Origin of the sequence: Streptomyces roseofulvus (assembly GCF_039534915.1) — a bacterium.
GTDB classification, from domain to species: Bacteria; Actinomycetota; Actinomycetes; order Streptomycetales; family Streptomycetaceae; genus Streptomyces; species Streptomyces roseofulvus.
The window spans coordinates 3,993,802-4,009,417 of record NZ_BAAAWE010000001.1 but is presented as its reverse complement, the minus strand read 5'-3'; the positions used below and the strand labels follow the sequence as shown (position 1 = coordinate 4,009,417).

Annotated in this window: 13 protein-coding genes; 4 read left to right on the top strand and 9 right to left on the bottom strand. The window is 71.1% G+C overall.

Features of this window, described 5'->3' with window-relative positions:
- The first annotated feature begins 43 nt into the window (after nt 1–43).
- The 3 genes from ABFY03_RS18415 to ABFY03_RS18405 all read left to right on the top strand — a co-directional run bounded on the left by ABFY03_RS18415 (nt 44) and on the right by ABFY03_RS18405 (nt 2,823).
- Nucleotides 44–544, top strand: a complete 501-nt coding sequence (locus ABFY03_RS18415) for an SseB family protein (protein ID WP_319011452.1) — start codon at nt 44–46, stop codon at nt 542–544.
- Nucleotides 545–702: 158 nt separating this feature from the next.
- The gene (locus ABFY03_RS18410; protein ID WP_346170395.1) at nt 703–1,665 is read left to right on the top strand and encodes a pirin family protein; all 963 of its coding nucleotides are present in this window, start codon (nt 703–705) and stop codon (nt 1,663–1,665) included.
- Between the two features lie 84 nt (nt 1,666–1,749).
- The gene (locus ABFY03_RS18405; protein WP_319011450.1) at nt 1,750–2,823 is read left to right on the top strand and encodes an AI-2E family transporter; all 1,074 of its coding nucleotides are present in this window, start codon (nt 1,750–1,752) and stop codon (nt 2,821–2,823) included.
- Between the two features lie 70 nt (nt 2,824–2,893).
- Here ABFY03_RS18405 and ABFY03_RS18400 read toward each other — a convergent pair whose 3' ends face one another.
- Nucleotides 2,894–3,706, bottom strand: a complete 813-nt coding sequence (locus tag ABFY03_RS18400) for an MBL fold metallo-hydrolase (RefSeq protein ID WP_319011449.1) — start codon at nt 3,704–3,706, stop codon at nt 2,894–2,896.
- A 244-nt stretch (nt 3,707–3,950) separates the two neighbouring features.
- Nucleotides 3,951–6,071 (bottom strand): SpoIIE family protein phosphatase, encoded by a 2,121-nt coding sequence (locus ABFY03_RS18395; RefSeq protein WP_319011448.1) that lies wholly within the window; start codon nt 6,069–6,071, stop codon nt 3,951–3,953.
- A gap of 172 nt (nt 6,072–6,243) precedes the next feature.
- On the opposite strand from ABFY03_RS18395, the gene aspS reads away from it, so the two are divergent.
- Nucleotides 6,244–8,061, top strand: coding sequence for an aspartate--tRNA ligase (gene aspS, locus ABFY03_RS18390; RefSeq protein ID WP_346170394.1), 1,818 nt, complete (start codon nt 6,244–6,246; stop codon nt 8,059–8,061).
- 111 nt (nt 8,062–8,172) lie between these two features.
- Here the strand turns inward: aspS and ABFY03_RS18385 are convergent, their stop codons facing one another.
- The 7 genes from ABFY03_RS18385 to ABFY03_RS18355 form a co-directional block, all read right to left on the bottom strand.
- Nucleotides 8,173–8,607: a PIN domain-containing protein gene (locus ABFY03_RS18385; protein ID WP_346170393.1), complete on the bottom strand. Its 435-nt coding sequence runs from the start codon at nt 8,605–8,607 to the stop codon at nt 8,173–8,175.
- Nucleotides 8,604–8,849, bottom strand: coding sequence for a ribbon-helix-helix protein, CopG family (locus ABFY03_RS18380; RefSeq protein WP_081959704.1), 246 nt, complete (start codon nt 8,847–8,849; stop codon nt 8,604–8,606). The genes ABFY03_RS18385 and ABFY03_RS18380 overlap by 4 nt, the downstream gene beginning before the upstream one ends.
- A 3-nt stretch (nt 8,850–8,852) precedes the next feature.
- Nucleotides 8,853–9,395 carry a GNAT family N-acetyltransferase gene (locus ABFY03_RS18375; RefSeq protein ID WP_346170392.1) on the bottom strand — a complete coding sequence of 181 codons (543 nt, stop codon included), beginning with the start codon at nt 9,393–9,395 and terminating at the stop codon, nt 8,853–8,855.
- A 73-nt stretch (nt 9,396–9,468) separates the two neighbouring features.
- Nucleotides 9,469–9,861: an Imm50 family immunity protein gene (locus ABFY03_RS18370; protein ID WP_346170391.1), complete on the bottom strand. Its 393-nt coding sequence runs from the start codon at nt 9,859–9,861 to the stop codon at nt 9,469–9,471.
- A gap of 12 nt (nt 9,862–9,873) precedes the next feature.
- Nucleotides 9,874–14,460, bottom strand: coding sequence for a putative T7SS-secreted protein (locus ABFY03_RS18365; protein WP_346170390.1), 4,587 nt, complete (start codon nt 14,458–14,460; stop codon nt 9,874–9,876).
- The gene (locus tag ABFY03_RS18360) at nt 14,460–15,107 is read right to left on the bottom strand and encodes a hypothetical protein (protein ID WP_346170389.1); all 648 of its coding nucleotides are present in this window, start codon (nt 15,105–15,107) and stop codon (nt 14,460–14,462) included. Before ABFY03_RS18360 ends, ABFY03_RS18365 begins: the two co-directional genes overlap by 1 nt.
- Entirely contained in the window at nt 15,104–15,610 is a 507-nt protein-coding gene (locus ABFY03_RS18355; RefSeq protein ID WP_386723639.1) for an SseB family protein, read from the bottom strand. The genes ABFY03_RS18360 and ABFY03_RS18355 overlap by 4 nt, the downstream gene beginning before the upstream one ends.
- Nucleotides 15,611–15,616: the final 6 nt, after the last annotated feature.

Below are 15,616 nucleotides of genomic sequence, written 5' to 3'. Positions count from 1 at the left end.
CAACCCCTACCGGGCGATCTGTGACGCAGTAGGCTCATGGCCCATGTACGGCTACGAGCAGAATCCGGGTGCGCAGCAGCAGTACGGGCCGCCTCAGCAGGGGCAGTACGCGCCCCAGGCGGGCATGCCGGGCGGGGTGCCCGGCGGCTACGGGCAGCAGCAGGCCCCGCTCTATCCCGAGCCCTCGCCGCCCTCCCTCGCCGACGCCGTACGCGCCTTCACCACCGGCACCCTGGCCGCCGAGGACTTCCAGCAGATCTTCGCGACCTCCAAGGTCTACTGCCCGCGCGGCGACAACCCCGGCTTCCTCGCCCTGCACAACACCCAGCAGCCGGTGATCCCGATGTTCACCTCGCTGAAGGAGCTGCGGCGGTACGCGGGCAAGGAGTCGAAGTACTTCGTGATCACCGGCGCCGAGGTGATCGACCTGCTGCCGACCGGCTACGGCTTCGTCCTCGACATGGAGGGCGACCACCGGATGGTCTTCGACGCGAAGGCCGTGGAGCAGATGGTCGACTTCGCGATGCGGCGGATGTACGGCTGACCCATCCTGAGACCAGGAGCAGAGAGCGCCCGGGAGGAATTCCTCCCGGGCGTTCCGCGTTTCGGGTGGCAGGAAGTTCAGCATTCAACTAAAGTGGTCGTACGAGGACAGGCCGAGCCGGCCACCGTGCCCTCAGGCCGTATCAAGGAGGTCCCGCCATGCCCGCCGTGACTGTCGAGAACCCGCTCACCCTGCCGCGCGTCGTCGCCACCGCCGACGCCACCCCGCGCCCCGTGCTCGCCGTCACCACGGCCCCCCAGGGCTTCGAGGGCGAGGGCTTCCCGGTCCGCCGGGCGTTCGCGGGCATCAACTACCAGTACCTCGACCCGTTCATCATGATGGACCAGATGGGCGAGGTGGAGTACGCGCCGGGCGAGCCCAAGGGCACCCCCTGGCACCCCCACCGCGGCTTCGAGACCGTCACCTACATCATCGACGGCACCTTCGACCACCAGGACTCCAATGGCGGCGGCGGCACCATCACCAACGGCGACACCCAGTGGATGACCGCCGGCTCCGGCCTCCTCCACATCGAGGCGCCGCCGGAGTCCCTCGTCGTCAGCGGCGGCCTCTTCCACGGCCTCCAGCTGTGGGTCAACCTGCCCGCGAGCGACAAGATGATGGCCCCCCGCTACCAGGACATCCGCGGCGGCCAGGTCCAGCTCCTCACCTCCCCGGACGGCGGCGCGCTGCTCCGCGTCATCGCCGGCGAGCTCGACGGGCACCAGGGCCCCGGCATCACCCACACCCCGATCACGATGATCCACGCCACCCTCCGCCCCGGCGCCGAGATCACCCTGCCCTGGCGCGAGGACTTCAACGGCCTCGCGTACGTCATGGCCGGCCGCGGCACCGTCGGCGCCGAGCGCCGCCCGATCCACCTCGGCCAGACGGCCGTCTTCGGCCAGGGAGGCTCGCTGACCGTCCGCGCGGACGAGAAGCAGGACGCGCACACCCCGGACCTGGAGGTCGTCCTCCTCGGCGGGCAGCCGATCCGCGAGCCCATGGCCCACTACGGCCCGTTCGTCATGAACACCCAGGCCGAACTCCGCCAGGCGTTCGAGGACTTCCAGGCCGGCCGCCTCGGCACCATCCCGGCCGTGCACGGCATGGGCGAGTAGGGAGCGGCGCCGATGTGACGGGCCGTCGCCCGGACGGCCCGTCATGTCCGCATTCGGCGGACATCGGTGTGATCTTATGGACGGGTGGAGACGAGTCGAACGCCCCTGCTTCCCGAGCCCGCCCGCAAGCTCGCCGCCTGGTGCGCCGTGGTGCTCCTCGTGGCCGGGGTGGCCGCCGTCTTCATCTGGCTCTGCGTGGTCTTCAAGACCGCCGTGACCCCGGTGCTGCTCGCCATCCTCGGGACGGCGCTGCTCGGCCCGCTCTACCGGCGGCTGCTGCGGATGAAGGTCAGCGCGTCCCTCGCAGCCGCCGTCACCGTCGCCGCCGTCCTCCTGGTCGTCGGCGGCGCCACGTACATCGTGGTCGCCGCGCTCATCGAGACCGGCGACCAGATCCTCGCCTCGCTCCGGCAGGCCGCCCTCGACATCGCCGAGCACTTCGGCGCCGCCGGTACCTCGCTGGAGGACCTGGCCGAGAACGCGAAGGCGCTGCTGGAACGGTTCGGCGGGACGGCCGCCTCCGGAGTGATCTCCGGGCTCAGCGTCGTCGGCCAGATGCTCGCCACCGCCGTCCTCGCCCTCCTGCTGATCTTCTTCTTCCTCCGCGACTCCGACAAGGCCGTCGGCGCCCTGCGCGCCTTCGTCCCGTCCGGCACCTCCGACACCGCCGAGGCCATGGCCCGCCGCGCCTTCGAGGCCGTCGAGGGCTTCATGCGCGGCACCACCCTCGTCGCCTTCGTCGACGCGGTCCTCATCGGCATCGGCCTGCTGGTCCTCCAGGTGCCGGGCGCGGTCGGCCTCGCCGCCCTCGTCTTCGTCACCGCCTACATCCCCTACCTGGGCGCCTTCCTCTCCGGCGCGGTCGCCGTCCTCGTCGCCCTCGCCGACCGCGGCTTCGTCATCGCCCTGTGGGTGCTCGGCATCGTCCTCGCCGTCCAGGTCATCGAGGGCAACGTGCTCCAGCCGATGGTCCAGAGCCGGACCGTCCAGATGCACCCCGCCGCCGTGATGCTGGCCATCACCGCGGGCGCCTCCGTGGCCGGCGTCCTGGGCATGCTGCTCGCCGTGCCGCTCACCGCCGCCGCCACCGGCATCCTCGGCGAACTCCGCGCGCGATACGGCTCGGCTGCCGGTACGACCCCGGAGACGACCGCCTAGAAGGCCGCCTAGAAAGTCGCCTGGACAACCGGCCCTGGAAGACCGCCCAAGGACCGGTCCGGAAGGCCGCCTAGACCGGCGCGCCGCCCGGCTCGAAGGACTTCAGCATGGCCTCCAGGGCCACCTGGTCCGGGCCCACCCACGGGTCGGAGTCCGGCGCGGCCGCCAGCGTGCCCAGCATCCGGTCCGTCATCCGTACGGCCGGCGGGAGATGGGTGCACAGCACGATCTCCGGGTCCGTCTCCCGCAGCGGCGCCAGGCTCGCCCGGTACTTCTCCGGGTCCACCACGTGCACCCATGGGCTGTCGATCGTCGCCCACAGCAGCTGCGCGGCCCGCAGCTCCTCCGGCTTCAGGTCGCTCGCGTGCCCGCTCTCGGCGAGCTCGGCGCTCGGCATCGGGCCGCCGAAGCAGTCCGAGCTGAAGCAGATCCGGGTCCGGTCGTCGTAGAAGCCGACGGTCGCCGGGCTGTCGAAGAGCGGCGGCCGGAAGGCGTGCAGGCCCCGGTCGCCGACGTCCAGGGACTGCCCCGGGTTGAGGAAGTACACCCGGTCCATCGGCAGCGGCCGCTCGGTCGTCATGATCCCGAAGCCGAGGAAGGTGGTCACCACGCGCGCGTGGGGGGCGGCGTCCAGCAGCGCGAAGATCCCGCCCGTGTGGTCGCGGTCCGGGTGGGTGAGCCAGATCCACCGCACGTCGGCGGGGTCGATCACCCCGGAGAGCGTCGCGAGGAAGTCCCGGTCCTCCAGCGACAGGCCGGTGTCGACGACGACGGGTTCGGCGGCGGTCAGTACGTAGGCGTTGACGGGGATGTGTCCGATCCCCGGAATCTCCAGGCTGTCGGCGATGACGGTGGTGTCGCTGCCGACCTTGTGGGTGTCCATGACCAGCTCCGTGGTCCCCCCGGCGGCCGTACCCCACCAGTCTCCGCCGCTTGAGCGCCGGCCGCGCGCCGGGAGGGGGGGGTACGCGCCTGGAGGAGGCCGGTACGCGCGCGCGTGCGCGGCGGCGGTGAGCGCCCGGCCGGGCCCCGCACGCGCGCGTACGCGACCGCACCGCCCGCGGCCCGCCCACCCGCACCGCCCGCGGCCCGCCCACCCGCAGCGGCCCGGCGGGGGTCGCTGCCGCCTACCCGCAGCAGCCCTCCGGGCCCGCCGGCTCGCGGAGTTCGAACCAGATGGTCTTGCCCTCGCCGCGGGGCTCGACCCCCCACGCGTCCGCGAGCATCTCCATCAGGACCAGGCCGCGGCCGCTGGAGGCCATCTCGCCGGGATGGCGCTTGTGCGGCAGCTCGTCGCTGGTGTCGGAGACCTCCACGCGCAGCCGGCGGGACTTCTCGCCACAGGCCACCTCGGCCGTCAGCAGGGCATCGCCGTCCGTGTGGACCAGCACGTTGGTGACCATCTCCGAGACCATCAGCACCGCCGCGTCGAGCTGGTCCCCGTCCGTCCAGTCGTGCAGCAGCTGCCGCACCTGCTCGCGCGCCTCCGCGATCCGCTCCGGCTCCGCCTGCGCGATCGTCATCAGGGTGCGGCGCGGGGTCTCCCGTACCGTCGTCGCCGGCCGCCGGGACAGCAGCAGCACCGCGATGTCGTCCTCGCGCCGGTCCGCCAGCGGCCCGGTGGTGTGGTGCGAGCCCGGGCCGTGCACGGCCTCCACGAGGGTGTCGGCCAGCGCCTCCAGGTCGTCGCCCCGGTGCTCCTCCAGGAGCCGCCGGACCCGCTCCCAGCCGCTGTCCAGATCGTGCCCGCCGGTCTCCAGGAGCCCGTCCGTGCAGATCATCAGCGTCTCGCCGGGGTCGAGGGTGAGCCGGGTCGTGGGGTAGTCGGTGTCGGCGTCGATGCCGAGCGGCAGCCCACCCGCCGTCGGCCTCTGCAGGACCGTTCCGTCGACCATCCGCACCGCCGGCTCCGGATGACCCGCCCGGGCGATGTCCACCGTCCCCGTCTCCAGGTCCACCTCCAGGTACAGACAGGTCGCGAAGCGCGGCCCGCCGCCGGGACCCTCCCCGTCCACCCCGTACCCGTCGTTCACCCCGTACAGGAACCGCGAGGCCCGCGACAGCACCGCGTCCGGCCGGTGCCCCTCGGAGGCGTACGCCCGCAGCGCGATCCGCAGCTGGCCCATCAGCGCCGCCGCCCGCACGTCGTGCCCCTGCACGTCCCCGATGACCAGCGCGATCCGGCCCGCCCCGCCGCGCCGGCCGCCCGGCAGCCGGATCATGTCGTACCAGTCGCCGCCCACCTGGAGCCCGCCGCCGGTCGGCACGTACCGCGCCGCCACCTGGATCCCCGGGATCCCCGGCCCGAGCACCGGCATCATCGTCCGCTGGAGCCCCAGCGAGAGCTCCCGCTCCGACTCCGCCACCCCGGCCCGGGCCAGCGCCTGCGCCAGCATCCGCGCCACCGTCGTCAGCACCGACCGCTCGTCCGGCGTGAACGCCACCGGGTGCTTGAACGCCGCCATCCAGGCGCCCATCGTCCGCCCCGCCACCACCAGCGGCACGAACGCCCACGACTGCCGCTCGAACGGCTCCGCCAGCGGCCACGTCGTCGGGAAGCGGCGCCGGTACTCCTCCGGGGACGGCAGGTAGATCGCCCGCCCGGTCCGCACCACCTCCGCCGCCGGATAGTCCGTCGCCAGCGACATCGACGTGAAGGGACCCTCGTCGCCGTCCCGCTGCCCGTGGTGCCCGATCACCGTCAGCCGCTCGCCCGACATCCCGAAGACCGCGAGCCCGTCCGGCGAGAACCCCGGCATCGACAGCGAGGCCGCCACCCGCAGCACCTCCGCCGTCGACCGCGCCTCCGCCAGCGCCCGCCCCGCGTCCAGCAGGAACGCCTCCCGCGACCGCCGCCAGTCGCCCGTGATCGGCGTGTGCGGCCCGGCCGTCCCCGGCTGCGGCTCGGCCACCTCCTGGATCGTGCCGACCAGCTGGTAGTCGCCGCCCTCGACCAGCGGCTTCGACCGGCTCCGTACCGTACGGATCACCCGGCCGCTCTCGTCCATGATCCGCAGCCGCGCCTCGGCGAGCGTCCCCTCGGCCACCGCGAGGTTGACCACGCCGTCGATCTCGTTCCAGTCCACCGGATGGAACCGCGACCGCACCGCCGCCTCGGTCAGCCGCACCGGCTCCGCGGGCAGCCCGAGCAGCCGGGCGGCCTCGGCGTCGAGCGAGACGATCCCGGAAGCGTTGTCCCAGCGCCACAGGCCCGTGGCGATCGCGGCCAGGACGTCCTCGGTGCGCATTGCCCCACTTTATGAATATCGGACAGTGTGCCGCCACCGTGTCCGGGTCGGCGGCGACCGAGAGTGATCGAATCGCGATCTTGGGTGTCCCGGTAGGCTTGGTGCGGCCCCGGCACCGCCCGGGCCGAGGTTTCAAGGTTTCTCTCCGATCCCGAAGACTGGATGAACGACGATGCATCGGTACAGGTCCCACACCTGCGGCGAGCTCCGCGCCTCTGACGTCGGCACCGACGTCCGGCTCAGCGGCTGGCTGCACAATCGGCGCGACCTGGGCGGCATCCTCTTCATCGATCTGCGCGACCACTACGGCATCACGCAGCTCGTCGCCCGCCCCGGCACCCCCGCCTACGAGGCGCTCGACAAGCTGACGAAGGAGTCCGTCGTCCGCGTCGACGGCAAGGTCGTCTCCCGCGGCACGGAGAACGTCAACCCCGAGCTGCCCACCGGCGAGGTCGAGGTCGAGGTCGGCGAGGTCGAGGTCCTCGGCGCCGCCAAGCAGATCCCCTTCACCATCAACGCCGACGACGGCGTCAACGAGGAGCGGCGCCTGGAGTACCGCTTCCTCGACCTGCGCCGCGAGCGCATGCACCGCAACATCATGCTGCGCTCCGCCGTCATCGCCGCCATCCGCTCCAAGATGACGGCCCTCGGCTTCAACGAGATGGCGACCCCGATCCTCACCGCGACCTCCCCCGAGGGCGCCCGTGACTTCGTCGTCCCGTCCCGCCTCAACCCGGGCAAGTTCTACGCGCTCCCGCAGGCCCCGCAGCAGTTCAAGCAGCTGTTCATGATCTCGGGCTTCGACCGCTACTTCCAGATCGCGCCCTGCTTCCGCGACGAGGACGCCCGCGCCGACCGCTCGCCCGGCGAGTTCTACCAGCTCGACGTCGAGATGAGCTTCGTCGAGCAGGAGGACGTCTTCCAGCCGATCGAGAAGCTCATGACCGAGCTCTTCGAGGAGTTCGGCGGCGGCCGCCACGTCACCTCGCCGTTCCCGCGGATCCCGTTCCGCGAGTCGATGCTGAAGTACGGCAACGACAAGCCCGACCTGCGCACCTCGCTCGAACTCGTCGACATCACCGACGTCTTCGAGAAGTCGGAGTTCAAGGCGTTCGCCGGCAAGCACGTCCGTGCCCTCGCCGTCCCGGACACCGGCGACCAGCCGCGCAAGTTCTTCGACGGCCTCGGCGACTTCGCCGTCTCCCTCGGCGCGAAGGGCCTGGCCTGGGTCCGCGTCGGCGAGGGGAACGCCCTCACCGGCCCGATCGCGAAGTTCCTCACCGAGGAGAACGTCGAGGTCCTCACCGAGCGCCTGGGCCTCAAGCCCGGCCACGCGGTCTTCTTCGGCGCCGGCGAGTTCGACGAGGTCTCCAAGATCATGGGCTCCGTCCGCGTCGAGGCCGCCAAGCGCGCGGGCCAGTTCGAGGAGAACGTCTTCCGCTTCGCGTGGATCGTCGACTTCCCGATGTACGAGAAGGACGAGGAGACCGGCAAGATCGACTTCTCGCACAACCCCTTCTCCATGCCGCAGGGCGGCCTTGAGGCCCTGGAGACGAAGGACCCGCTGGACGTCCTCGGCTGGCAGTACGACATCGTCTGCAACGGCATCGAGCTGTCCTCCGGCGCCATCCGGAACCACGAGCCCGACATCATGTTCAAGGCCTTCGAGATCGCCGGCTACAGCCGCGAGACCGTCGAGACCGAGTTCGCGGGCATGCTCCGCGCCTTCCAGTACGGCGCCCCGCCGCACGGTGGCATCGCCCCCGGCGTCGACCGCATCGTCATGCTCCTCGCGGACGAGCCCAACATCCGCGAGACCATCGCGTTCCCGCTCAACGGCAACGCGCAGGACCTCATGATGGGCGCCCCGACCGAGCTCGACGAGACCCGCCTGCGCGAGCTGAACATCCAGCTCCGCAAGCCGGTCGAGAAGAAGGCCGCCGACGACCGCCCGGTCACGGAGTCGGTCCACCCGGACGCGGCGCGCTGACCCTGACGCGCGTGTGAAGGGCCCGGAACCGTAGGCACGGTTCCGGGCCCTCTCGTCTGCCGGTACGAACCCGGTGGCACGGCCGGTCCCGACGGGATCAGGACCGCCGTCTCAGCCGTCGGCGGGCAGGATACGGAACGAGGTCAGGCCCCGGGTGAGCGGCTCGATCGCCCGGTAGTCCCGCTGATCGAGCGTGAAGATCCGGTCGGTCCTGTACCGGTCCGCGAGCACGACGCCCACGGCGTCCGCCAGATCCAGGCGGAGCCCCTCGTACTTCGCCCGAACGGCGTGGGCGGACGTCAGGTCCGCCAGGCGCAGCTCCGCGAGCTTGTACTGGCCCGCCTCGATCCTCGCGTTGAGCGCCTCCATGATCTGCAGGGCGGCGGCGAACCCGAGATCCCGGTGCACCAGGTGGTCCAGTTCGGTGATCACGAGCGGCGAGATCGCGAACACCTCACGGTCGAGGAGCGCCGCGGCGGCGGCGTGTTCCGGCTGTGCGGCGTCGAAGGCCGCGTAGAGGGCGGACGTGTCCGCGATGATGATCAACGCCGGGCGTTCCGCTCTTTGATGTGCTCGTACACGGCGTCGTCCATGCCGGCCGCGGTGCGCGGACGCCCGCTGTCGAAGACGGGGAGCGCTCCGGTGCCCTTCTGAGCCCGGGGCGACGAGTCCAGGAGCAGGGCGATGGCCCGCCGGATGAGCTCCGCCTTGCTGACGCCGGTGGCCGCGGCCTCCGCGTCGAGGCGCAACTCCAGTGCCTCAGGGAGATACACCGTCGTCTTTATCATGCCCTATATGGTACCACCCGTGCCCGATTCGTCCCCTACGCGCTCGGGAGGAGCCGCCCACCGCACCTCCCCGTCGTGCACCTCATCGGTCGGTACGAGCCCGGCGGCGCGGGCGACGGCGGCCGAGGCGGTGTGGCCGGGGCGGACGTGGGCGACGACGGTACGGACCCGGGGCCGCAGCCACCCGACGAGCGCGCGGGCCGCCTCGGAGGCGTACCCGCGCCCCTGCCAGGCGGTCCCGACGACCCAGGCGACCTCGGCGACACCGCCGGCGACGGTGGCCTGCACGGTCCCGACGAGCCGCCCGCCCTCCCGCTCGCGCACCACCCAGTTGCACCAGCTGGTCCCCGGCTCCGGCGCCCCGGCCGCCCACCGCGCGTACCGGGCCCGCAGCCCCTCAAGCCCCTCCGGCGCACCCCCGATGAACCGGTGCAGCGCCGGATCCCCCAGCACCCCCACCATCTCCTCGGCGTGCCCGACCTCCAACGGCACCAACTCCAGCCGCTCCCCGGCCGGGATCACCTCGACGACGACGCTTTCCCACATCCTCGACTCCTCTTGTGCGAGTGCCCCGGCTCAAGGCCCTCTGTTGCTCCTATTGGAGATGCGGTGGCGTGGCTCAGTCAACGCTGTTGGTGTAGGCGGAAATCCGAAAAATATAGGCCATTTCTGCGGTGGCGAGCAACTGGACCGGGACGGATTCGATCCCCAGCGTGATTCCGTCCTGAGCTCGCAGGGAGATCGACACCACAGGGTTCGAAGTGAAACCGCTGAGTGAGACGCTTCGCAGGCCGGAGAGGCCCAAGGTGACCTGGACCGTATTGAAGCCCTGGACGCTCCACTTTTTCGGAGGCTGCTTCGGAAAGGACGGCATGTCGAACCTGAGGTTCAGTGCCGGACCTTCGCGAAGGATTTCGACCTCGTGGAGTGACACGTCTTCGAGGTCAGGAACATGTCCTCCATAAATACTCTCCAATCCTGCGGAGTCGGCGAGAAGGGAGATCCAAGTCATCCACGTATCCTGTCAGTAGTCATAGTGCCTCGCCGTGCCGGGAACATGTCCGGTCCGGGTGTTTTCGATGGGCCTGACGTTGAAATGGCTGCCTTGGTCGCCCTGGCCGCCCTCGCCGTAGTAGTGCCCTGCGGCGTGATCCTGGATCATGACACGGCTGCCGTCCGCCCGGGTGAAGATGTATTCGCGCGTCATGACGAACTGATTATTGGCGTCCAGGATCCGGTTGCCGTCACGATCGGTCATGGGGACCCGTTGGATCTCGTCAGGATGCTGCGACATGGGAATTCCCAGATGTTGTTTTGCCTTCCGAAACGCCTCTCTTCTGCTCTTTGAGGTGTCATGACTGGGATCCTCGCACGGACTCAGACCAAGAGGGTCGCTCCACGTATGCGGATTGTCGACGTACGCGGCCGGGTTCGGGGCCGGGGTCAGGCCCAGGGGGTCCTGGGTCAGGTAGCGGGCCGATTCCGGGTCGTAGTAGCGGAAGTAGTTGTAGTGGAGGCCGGATTCGGGGTCGTAGTACTGGCCCGGGAAGCGGAGGGGGGTGTAGGCGGTGGCGGACTTGTTCCAGGTGGTGGTGCCCCAGAGGGTGGCGCGGGTGTGCCAGGCCAGTTCGCCCGACTCGTCGACCAGTTCCGTGGGGGTGCCGATGAGGTCCGTGACGATGGCGAAGAAGCGGTCGTCGGTCGTGTCCGTGCGGCGTTCGGTCTGGGAGAGGGGGCGGAGGCCCGCGTGGTCCCAGGTGAGGATGACCTGGTCGGTCGTCTGCTCGCAGAGGGTGGTCCCGTCCCACGTGAAGTGGACCGTCTCCAGGGCCGATTGCTTGGCGATGCGACGGCCGAGGGGGTCGTAGGTGTAGTGCCAGACCGTGCCGTCCGGGGTGGTGACCGACCGCAGGCGGTCCTCCGGGTCCCACGCGTAGCGCCAGGTGTCCGGTTTGCGGGAGAGGCGGGGTTTCTGGCGGAGGGTGATGCGGCCTTGGGCGTCGTGTTCGTAGCGGACGGCGCCCGCCTGCGTGAGGCGGTTGCCCTCGTAGGCGCGCGGGCCCGTCGCCGCCTGGGACGGGTGGCGGGACGGCCAGGTCGCCTCCGTCTGGTTGCCGGCCTCGTCGTAGGCGTAGCGCTCCGTCCAGCGGTCCGCACGGACCGCCGTGACCCGGCCCGCGCCGTCCAGGTCGAAGTGGCGGGTGCCTGAGAAGGCGTCCGTGACCGAGGTCAGGGCGCCGTCGGGGCGATAGGCGTACGCGCGGTGCTGGAGGCGGCCGGAACGGGCCGTGACCTCCTGGGTCGTCAGGCGGCTCAGTTCGTCGTACGACGACGTCAGGGTGGTGAAGTCGCCGATGCTGCGGGCCGTCTCCCGGCCCAGGGCGTCGAAGGAGAAGGTGAGTTCACGGCCGGACGACGTCAGTCTCGTCCGGCGGCCGGCCGCGTCGTACGTCCACTCGCTGACCGCGCCGGTCGGGGTGGTGCGTCCCACCCGCCTGCCGAGGTCGTCGTACGCGTATGTCATCGTCCGGCCGTTGACGGTCTCGGACCTCAGACGGCCGTGGCGGTCGCGGAGGCGTTCGAGGCGGGCGTCCGGGCTGACCGCCTCCGCCAGTTCGTCGAAGACGTCGTACGTGAACGTCGTCGTCCCGACGCCCTCGACCTCCTTGCGGACGATCTGGCCCAGCGCGTTGCGCTCGAAGCGGATCGTTTCACCGAGGCCGTTCACCCGGGAGGTGAGGCGACCGGCCGCGTCGTACGCGTAGCCCAGCGTCCGGCCGTCGAAGTCCGTCTCGGCGATCTGCCGGCCCGCCGGGTCGTAGGCGTACTCCCAGGTCAGACCCTGCGGGTTCGTCACCCGCGTCAGCCGCAGATCCATGTCGTGGGCGAACTCGTGGCGGACGCCGTCCGGGTCCGTGCGGGAGGTCAGCAGGTCGAAGTCCGTGTACGTGAAGCGGGTCGTGCCGCCCAGCGCGTCCGTATGGGTCAGGCAGTTGCCCTCGCCGTCGTACGTCCACGACTCCACCGTGCCGTCGGGCGCCACGCGCCGGGACGGGCGGCCCTCGACCGTCCACTCCAGCCGGGTGACCGCGCCGAGCGGGTCCGTGATCCGGACCGTACGGCCGAAGGCGTCGTGCTCGTAGCGGGTCGTCGCACCGAGCGGGTCGGTGACCTCGACCGGAAGGCCCCGGGCGTCCACGGCGATACGGGTGGTGGCGCCCAGCGGGTCCGTCACCGCCGTGAGCCGGCCCGCCTCGTCGTACGCGAACTCCGTGCGCGCCCCGGACGCCGAGGTCACCGACGTGCGGTTGCCGCGCGCGTCGAAGGTCTGGCGCGTCACCGTGCCGTCGGTCCCCGCGATCCGCACGGGCATGCCGTCGGCGTCGTACTCCACCCGGACCCGCCGCCCGTCCGGGCGCTCGGCCAGGACGGGGCGGCCCTCGCCGTCGTACTCCGTGCGGCTGACATGGCCGAGCGGGTCCGTCCGGGACAGCATCCGGTCGTGGCGGTCGTACGTGAAGCGGGTGACCGCGCCCAGCGGGTCGATCTCGGCGACGACCTTCGAGCGGGCGTCGATCAGATGACGCTCGGTGCGGCCGCTGCCGGTGGTGAGGGTGGTCGAGCGCAGTCCCGTCGCGGGGTCGACGTCGTCCCACGTGAACGTCGTCTCCATATGGCCGTTCGCGCCCGACTGGTAGGTGCAGCGGTCCTGGTCGTCGTAGACGTAGTCGAAACGGCTGCCGTTGGTGTCGGTCCACCACGTGAGCCGGCCGTGCTCGTCGCAGCCGAAGCGCAGCGGCCGGCCCGAGGAGTTCGTGACCTCGGTGAGGTGACCGTCGGTGTAGCCGTACCGCAGGATCTCCTGGTCGGATCCGTCCGCCGCCGCCCCGGCCAGGTGCAGGGCCGTGATCCGGCCGTCGGCGGTCGTGAGCCTCAGGTGGTAGCCGCCGTGGTGGACGATCGACGTCGGCGCACCCGACTCGTCGTACTCGAAGGCGATCCAGTTGCCGTTGCGGTCGTCGATCTGGGCCAGCAGGGCGACGTCGTCGGAGTGGTCCGCGAAGTGCCAGACCCGGCCGCTGAGCGGATCGGTGATCGTGTACCCGTCGTCCACCCGGTCCAGGGGCCACCGCCGGCCGTGGGCGGGCATGACCGGCACCCCAGGGGCCGGGTGCGGGTAGGCGAGGAGGCTGCCCTCGTCGCAGCTGAACACGACCCCCTCGGGGTCGATCTCCAGCCGCTGGTCCACCGTGCTCGACCACGTCGGGCCGAACCACCGCCCGGACCGCCGGGACGAGTCGAAGGTGCGCCGGAAGACGAGCGGGAGGGAGCCGGGCAGGGCGACGTCCGTCTGCGGCAGCAGCATCCGGCCCGACGCGATGTCGATCGGGTCCTGCTTGCAGACGGACTCGGAGCACCGCTGCCCCTTGTTCGCGGGGTCCTTGTTCAGATCGGTGCGGCCGCCGTCCGGCTTCCCGCCCGGCGGACGCTTGGCGTCGAGCCCGGCGCGCAGACCGCCGCGGGCCAGCCCCGTGCCCTTGGTGCCGAGCAGCTCCGGTATGAGGCGGCCGATCCCCTCCGACGGGTCCTCCTTGAACCCGTCCCAGGCGTTCTTCAGCGCCCGGTCCGGGTTGGCCCCCATCGAGACCAGACCGGCGAGCGTCATGTTGACGCCCTTGTAGTACTCCGCCGGGTGGGTCAGGTTGTACGGGTCCATCGGGTTGAGCGAGCGCACGAAGTTGACCAGACCGGCCGTGCCCTTCACGACGCCGCCGCCGACGTGCATCAGCTCGACACCCGTGCCCACGCCCAGGTCGAGCAGCTCCAGCTTGGCCTTCTCCAGGCCCTTCGGCTCCTGCGGCGCGTGCGCGAGCGCGGCACGCACCGCGGCCGTCGCCGTCTCACCGGCCTCGTTGCGCGCCGTGCGGGCGGCGTTCAGGAGCTCCCGGGCCCGCTGCCGCTTCGCCTTGCCCGGGTCGGAGAACGGCTCCGGGCGGGGCAGCGGGCTGTCCCCCTCGCGGGCCGCGTTGTACGCGTCGACCTTCTGGTTGTAGCTGTCGACCGCCTTCTTGGAGTCCTGGTCGCCCTCCTTGTACAGGGCGATCGCCTCCCTCGCCTTGGACTGGGCGCTGACGACCGCCCGCGCGTACGTCTCCAGAGCCTTGGCCGCAGCTTCCATCGCGTCCGCCGCGTGCAACCAGTCCGTCGGCAGCGTCTGGAACTTCGCCCGGAACGCGTCGGCCGCCTCGCCCTTCCACTGGGACGGGTCGAGCCTCCGCATGCCGCCGCCGACCAGGTCGAACGCCTTCTGGAAGTCCCGCAGGTTCTTCACCGTCGCGGTGATGCGGTCCGGCTTTCCGTGGACCAGCTCGTCCGCGTCCTCGGTCTGCCCGAGCTGCTGCTCCCCGACCTGGGCGCCGAGCGAGGAGGCGGTCTCGTCGCCCCAGTCCTCGACCGCGTCCGCCCAGTCGTGCGCACCCACCTTGTCCAGCGCCTGACCGGTCTTGTCGGTGACGTAGTCGACGCCCTCGCCGAGCAGCTCGCCGCCCTTGTCGACGGCCTTGTCCCACCCGTCGACGAGCTTGTCGCCCCACCCCCTCAGGTCCACCATCAGCGGCTCTCCCCCCACCGCGGCTGCTCGGCCTGGTCGATCGTCGCCTGGTCGGGATCGAAGTCCTCCCTGACCCGCTCGTCGATACGGTTACGCAGCTCGCCGTCGAGCAGACCGGACCGCTCCAGGGAGTCCATCTGCGAGTCCATGACGTCGTACCCCGTGTTCTTCCAGGTCTGCTTGACCTCGTCGTTCGCCGCGCTCATCGACTCGACGCTCCAGTCGGCACCGTCCGTCGCGGACTGGTCGCGGATCGTGTCCCAGCGCATCTGCTTGACCTCGTCCTCCGACAGGTGCGGGTTGCCGTTGAGGGAGTTCACGCCGATCTTGATCGTGTCCTTGACGTACTGGTCCTGCTCGGCGAACGAACCCGCCGACAGGCCCACGCCCTGCGCGAAGGCGTTCCCCCGCAGAGTCAGCCCGCGCACCCCCCACTCCCACCGCTCGCAGAACGTCTCCAGCGTCGAGGTGAGCCCCGCGTGCCCCAACTCGATCCCCGTCAGGGCCAGTTCCGAGAACCCCCGGCCCGTCGTCGCCTCGCCGATCATGCCGAGCTCCTTCAGCTCGGCATGGGCCAGGTCGATACCCTTCGCTATCGCCGCCAGCGCCTCCGCCGGCGCGGCGAGATCAGGCTCGTTGCCGCTCACTGCTCCCCCGTTCCCCCTGCTTCTGCCAGATCGACCGCCACCTCGTCCGGGACGATCCCCGCCACCGGCGGGAACACCATCCCGCCGGCGCTCCCCGCGTCCAGTGCCACCCCGCCCGGGCCGGGCAGCATCGGGACCATCGCGTCGAGCAGCCGCGCGCCGAGGACGGTGCGGTACGTCCACTCCCGCGCCGCTTCTCCGCGCGCCTCGGCGAACCGGGCGAGTGCCTCCTCGTCGGAGAAGGCGCAGATCCACCGCACGCCCCCGTACTCCGCCGTCCAGAGGCTCCCCAGCTCGTCGAACGGCACCAGTACCGCGGTCCGCCGGAATTCGCCGAGCAAACGGGCAAACTCGCGCCGCGCCGCTGCCTCTGGGTCGGTCGCTTCCCGGGGCGGGGCGGGGACCTGGTCGGCCGGGGGCGGGGCAGAGTACGTCAAGTCGGCGATTCTGGAGTGCTGCTGAGGTCCTGTCGTCTTCTCCCCGTGGTCGTTCACCCGAGCCATGCTGTC

Bases quoted from the DNA above. Each gene is read 5' to 3' on its own strand.
- ABFY03_RS18415 (WP_319011452.1), top strand. From the start codon at position 44: ATGTACGGCTACGAGCAGAATCCGGGTGCGCAGCAGCAGTACGGGCCG.
- ABFY03_RS18410 (WP_346170395.1), top strand. From the start codon at position 703: ATGCCCGCCGTGACTGTCGAGAACCCGCTCACCCTGCCGCGCGTCGTC.
- ABFY03_RS18400 (WP_319011449.1), bottom strand. From the start codon at position 3,706: ATGGACACCCACAAGGTCGGCAGCGACACCACCGTCATCGCCGACAGC.
- ABFY03_RS18395 (WP_319011448.1), bottom strand. From the start codon at position 6,071: ATGCGCACCGAGGACGTCCTGGCCGCGATCGCCACGGGCCTGTGGCGC.
- aspS (WP_346170394.1), top strand. From the start codon at position 6,244: ATGCATCGGTACAGGTCCCACACCTGCGGCGAGCTCCGCGCCTCTGAC.
- ABFY03_RS18380 (WP_081959704.1), bottom strand. From the start codon at position 8,849: ATGATAAAGACGACGGTGTATCTCCCTGAGGCACTGGAGTTGCGCCTC.
- ABFY03_RS18375 (WP_346170392.1), bottom strand. From the start codon at position 9,395: ATGTGGGAAAGCGTCGTCGTCGAGGTGATCCCGGCCGGGGAGCGGCTG.
- ABFY03_RS18370 (WP_346170391.1), bottom strand. From the start codon at position 9,861: ATGACTTGGATCTCCCTTCTCGCCGACTCCGCAGGATTGGAGAGTATT.
- ABFY03_RS18365 (WP_346170390.1), bottom strand. From the start codon at position 14,460: ATGGTGGACCTGAGGGGGTGGGGCGACAAGCTCGTCGACGGGTGGGAC.
- ABFY03_RS18355 (WP_386723639.1), bottom strand. From the start codon at position 15,610: ATGGCTCGGGTGAACGACCACGGGGAGAAGACGACAGGACCTCAGCAG.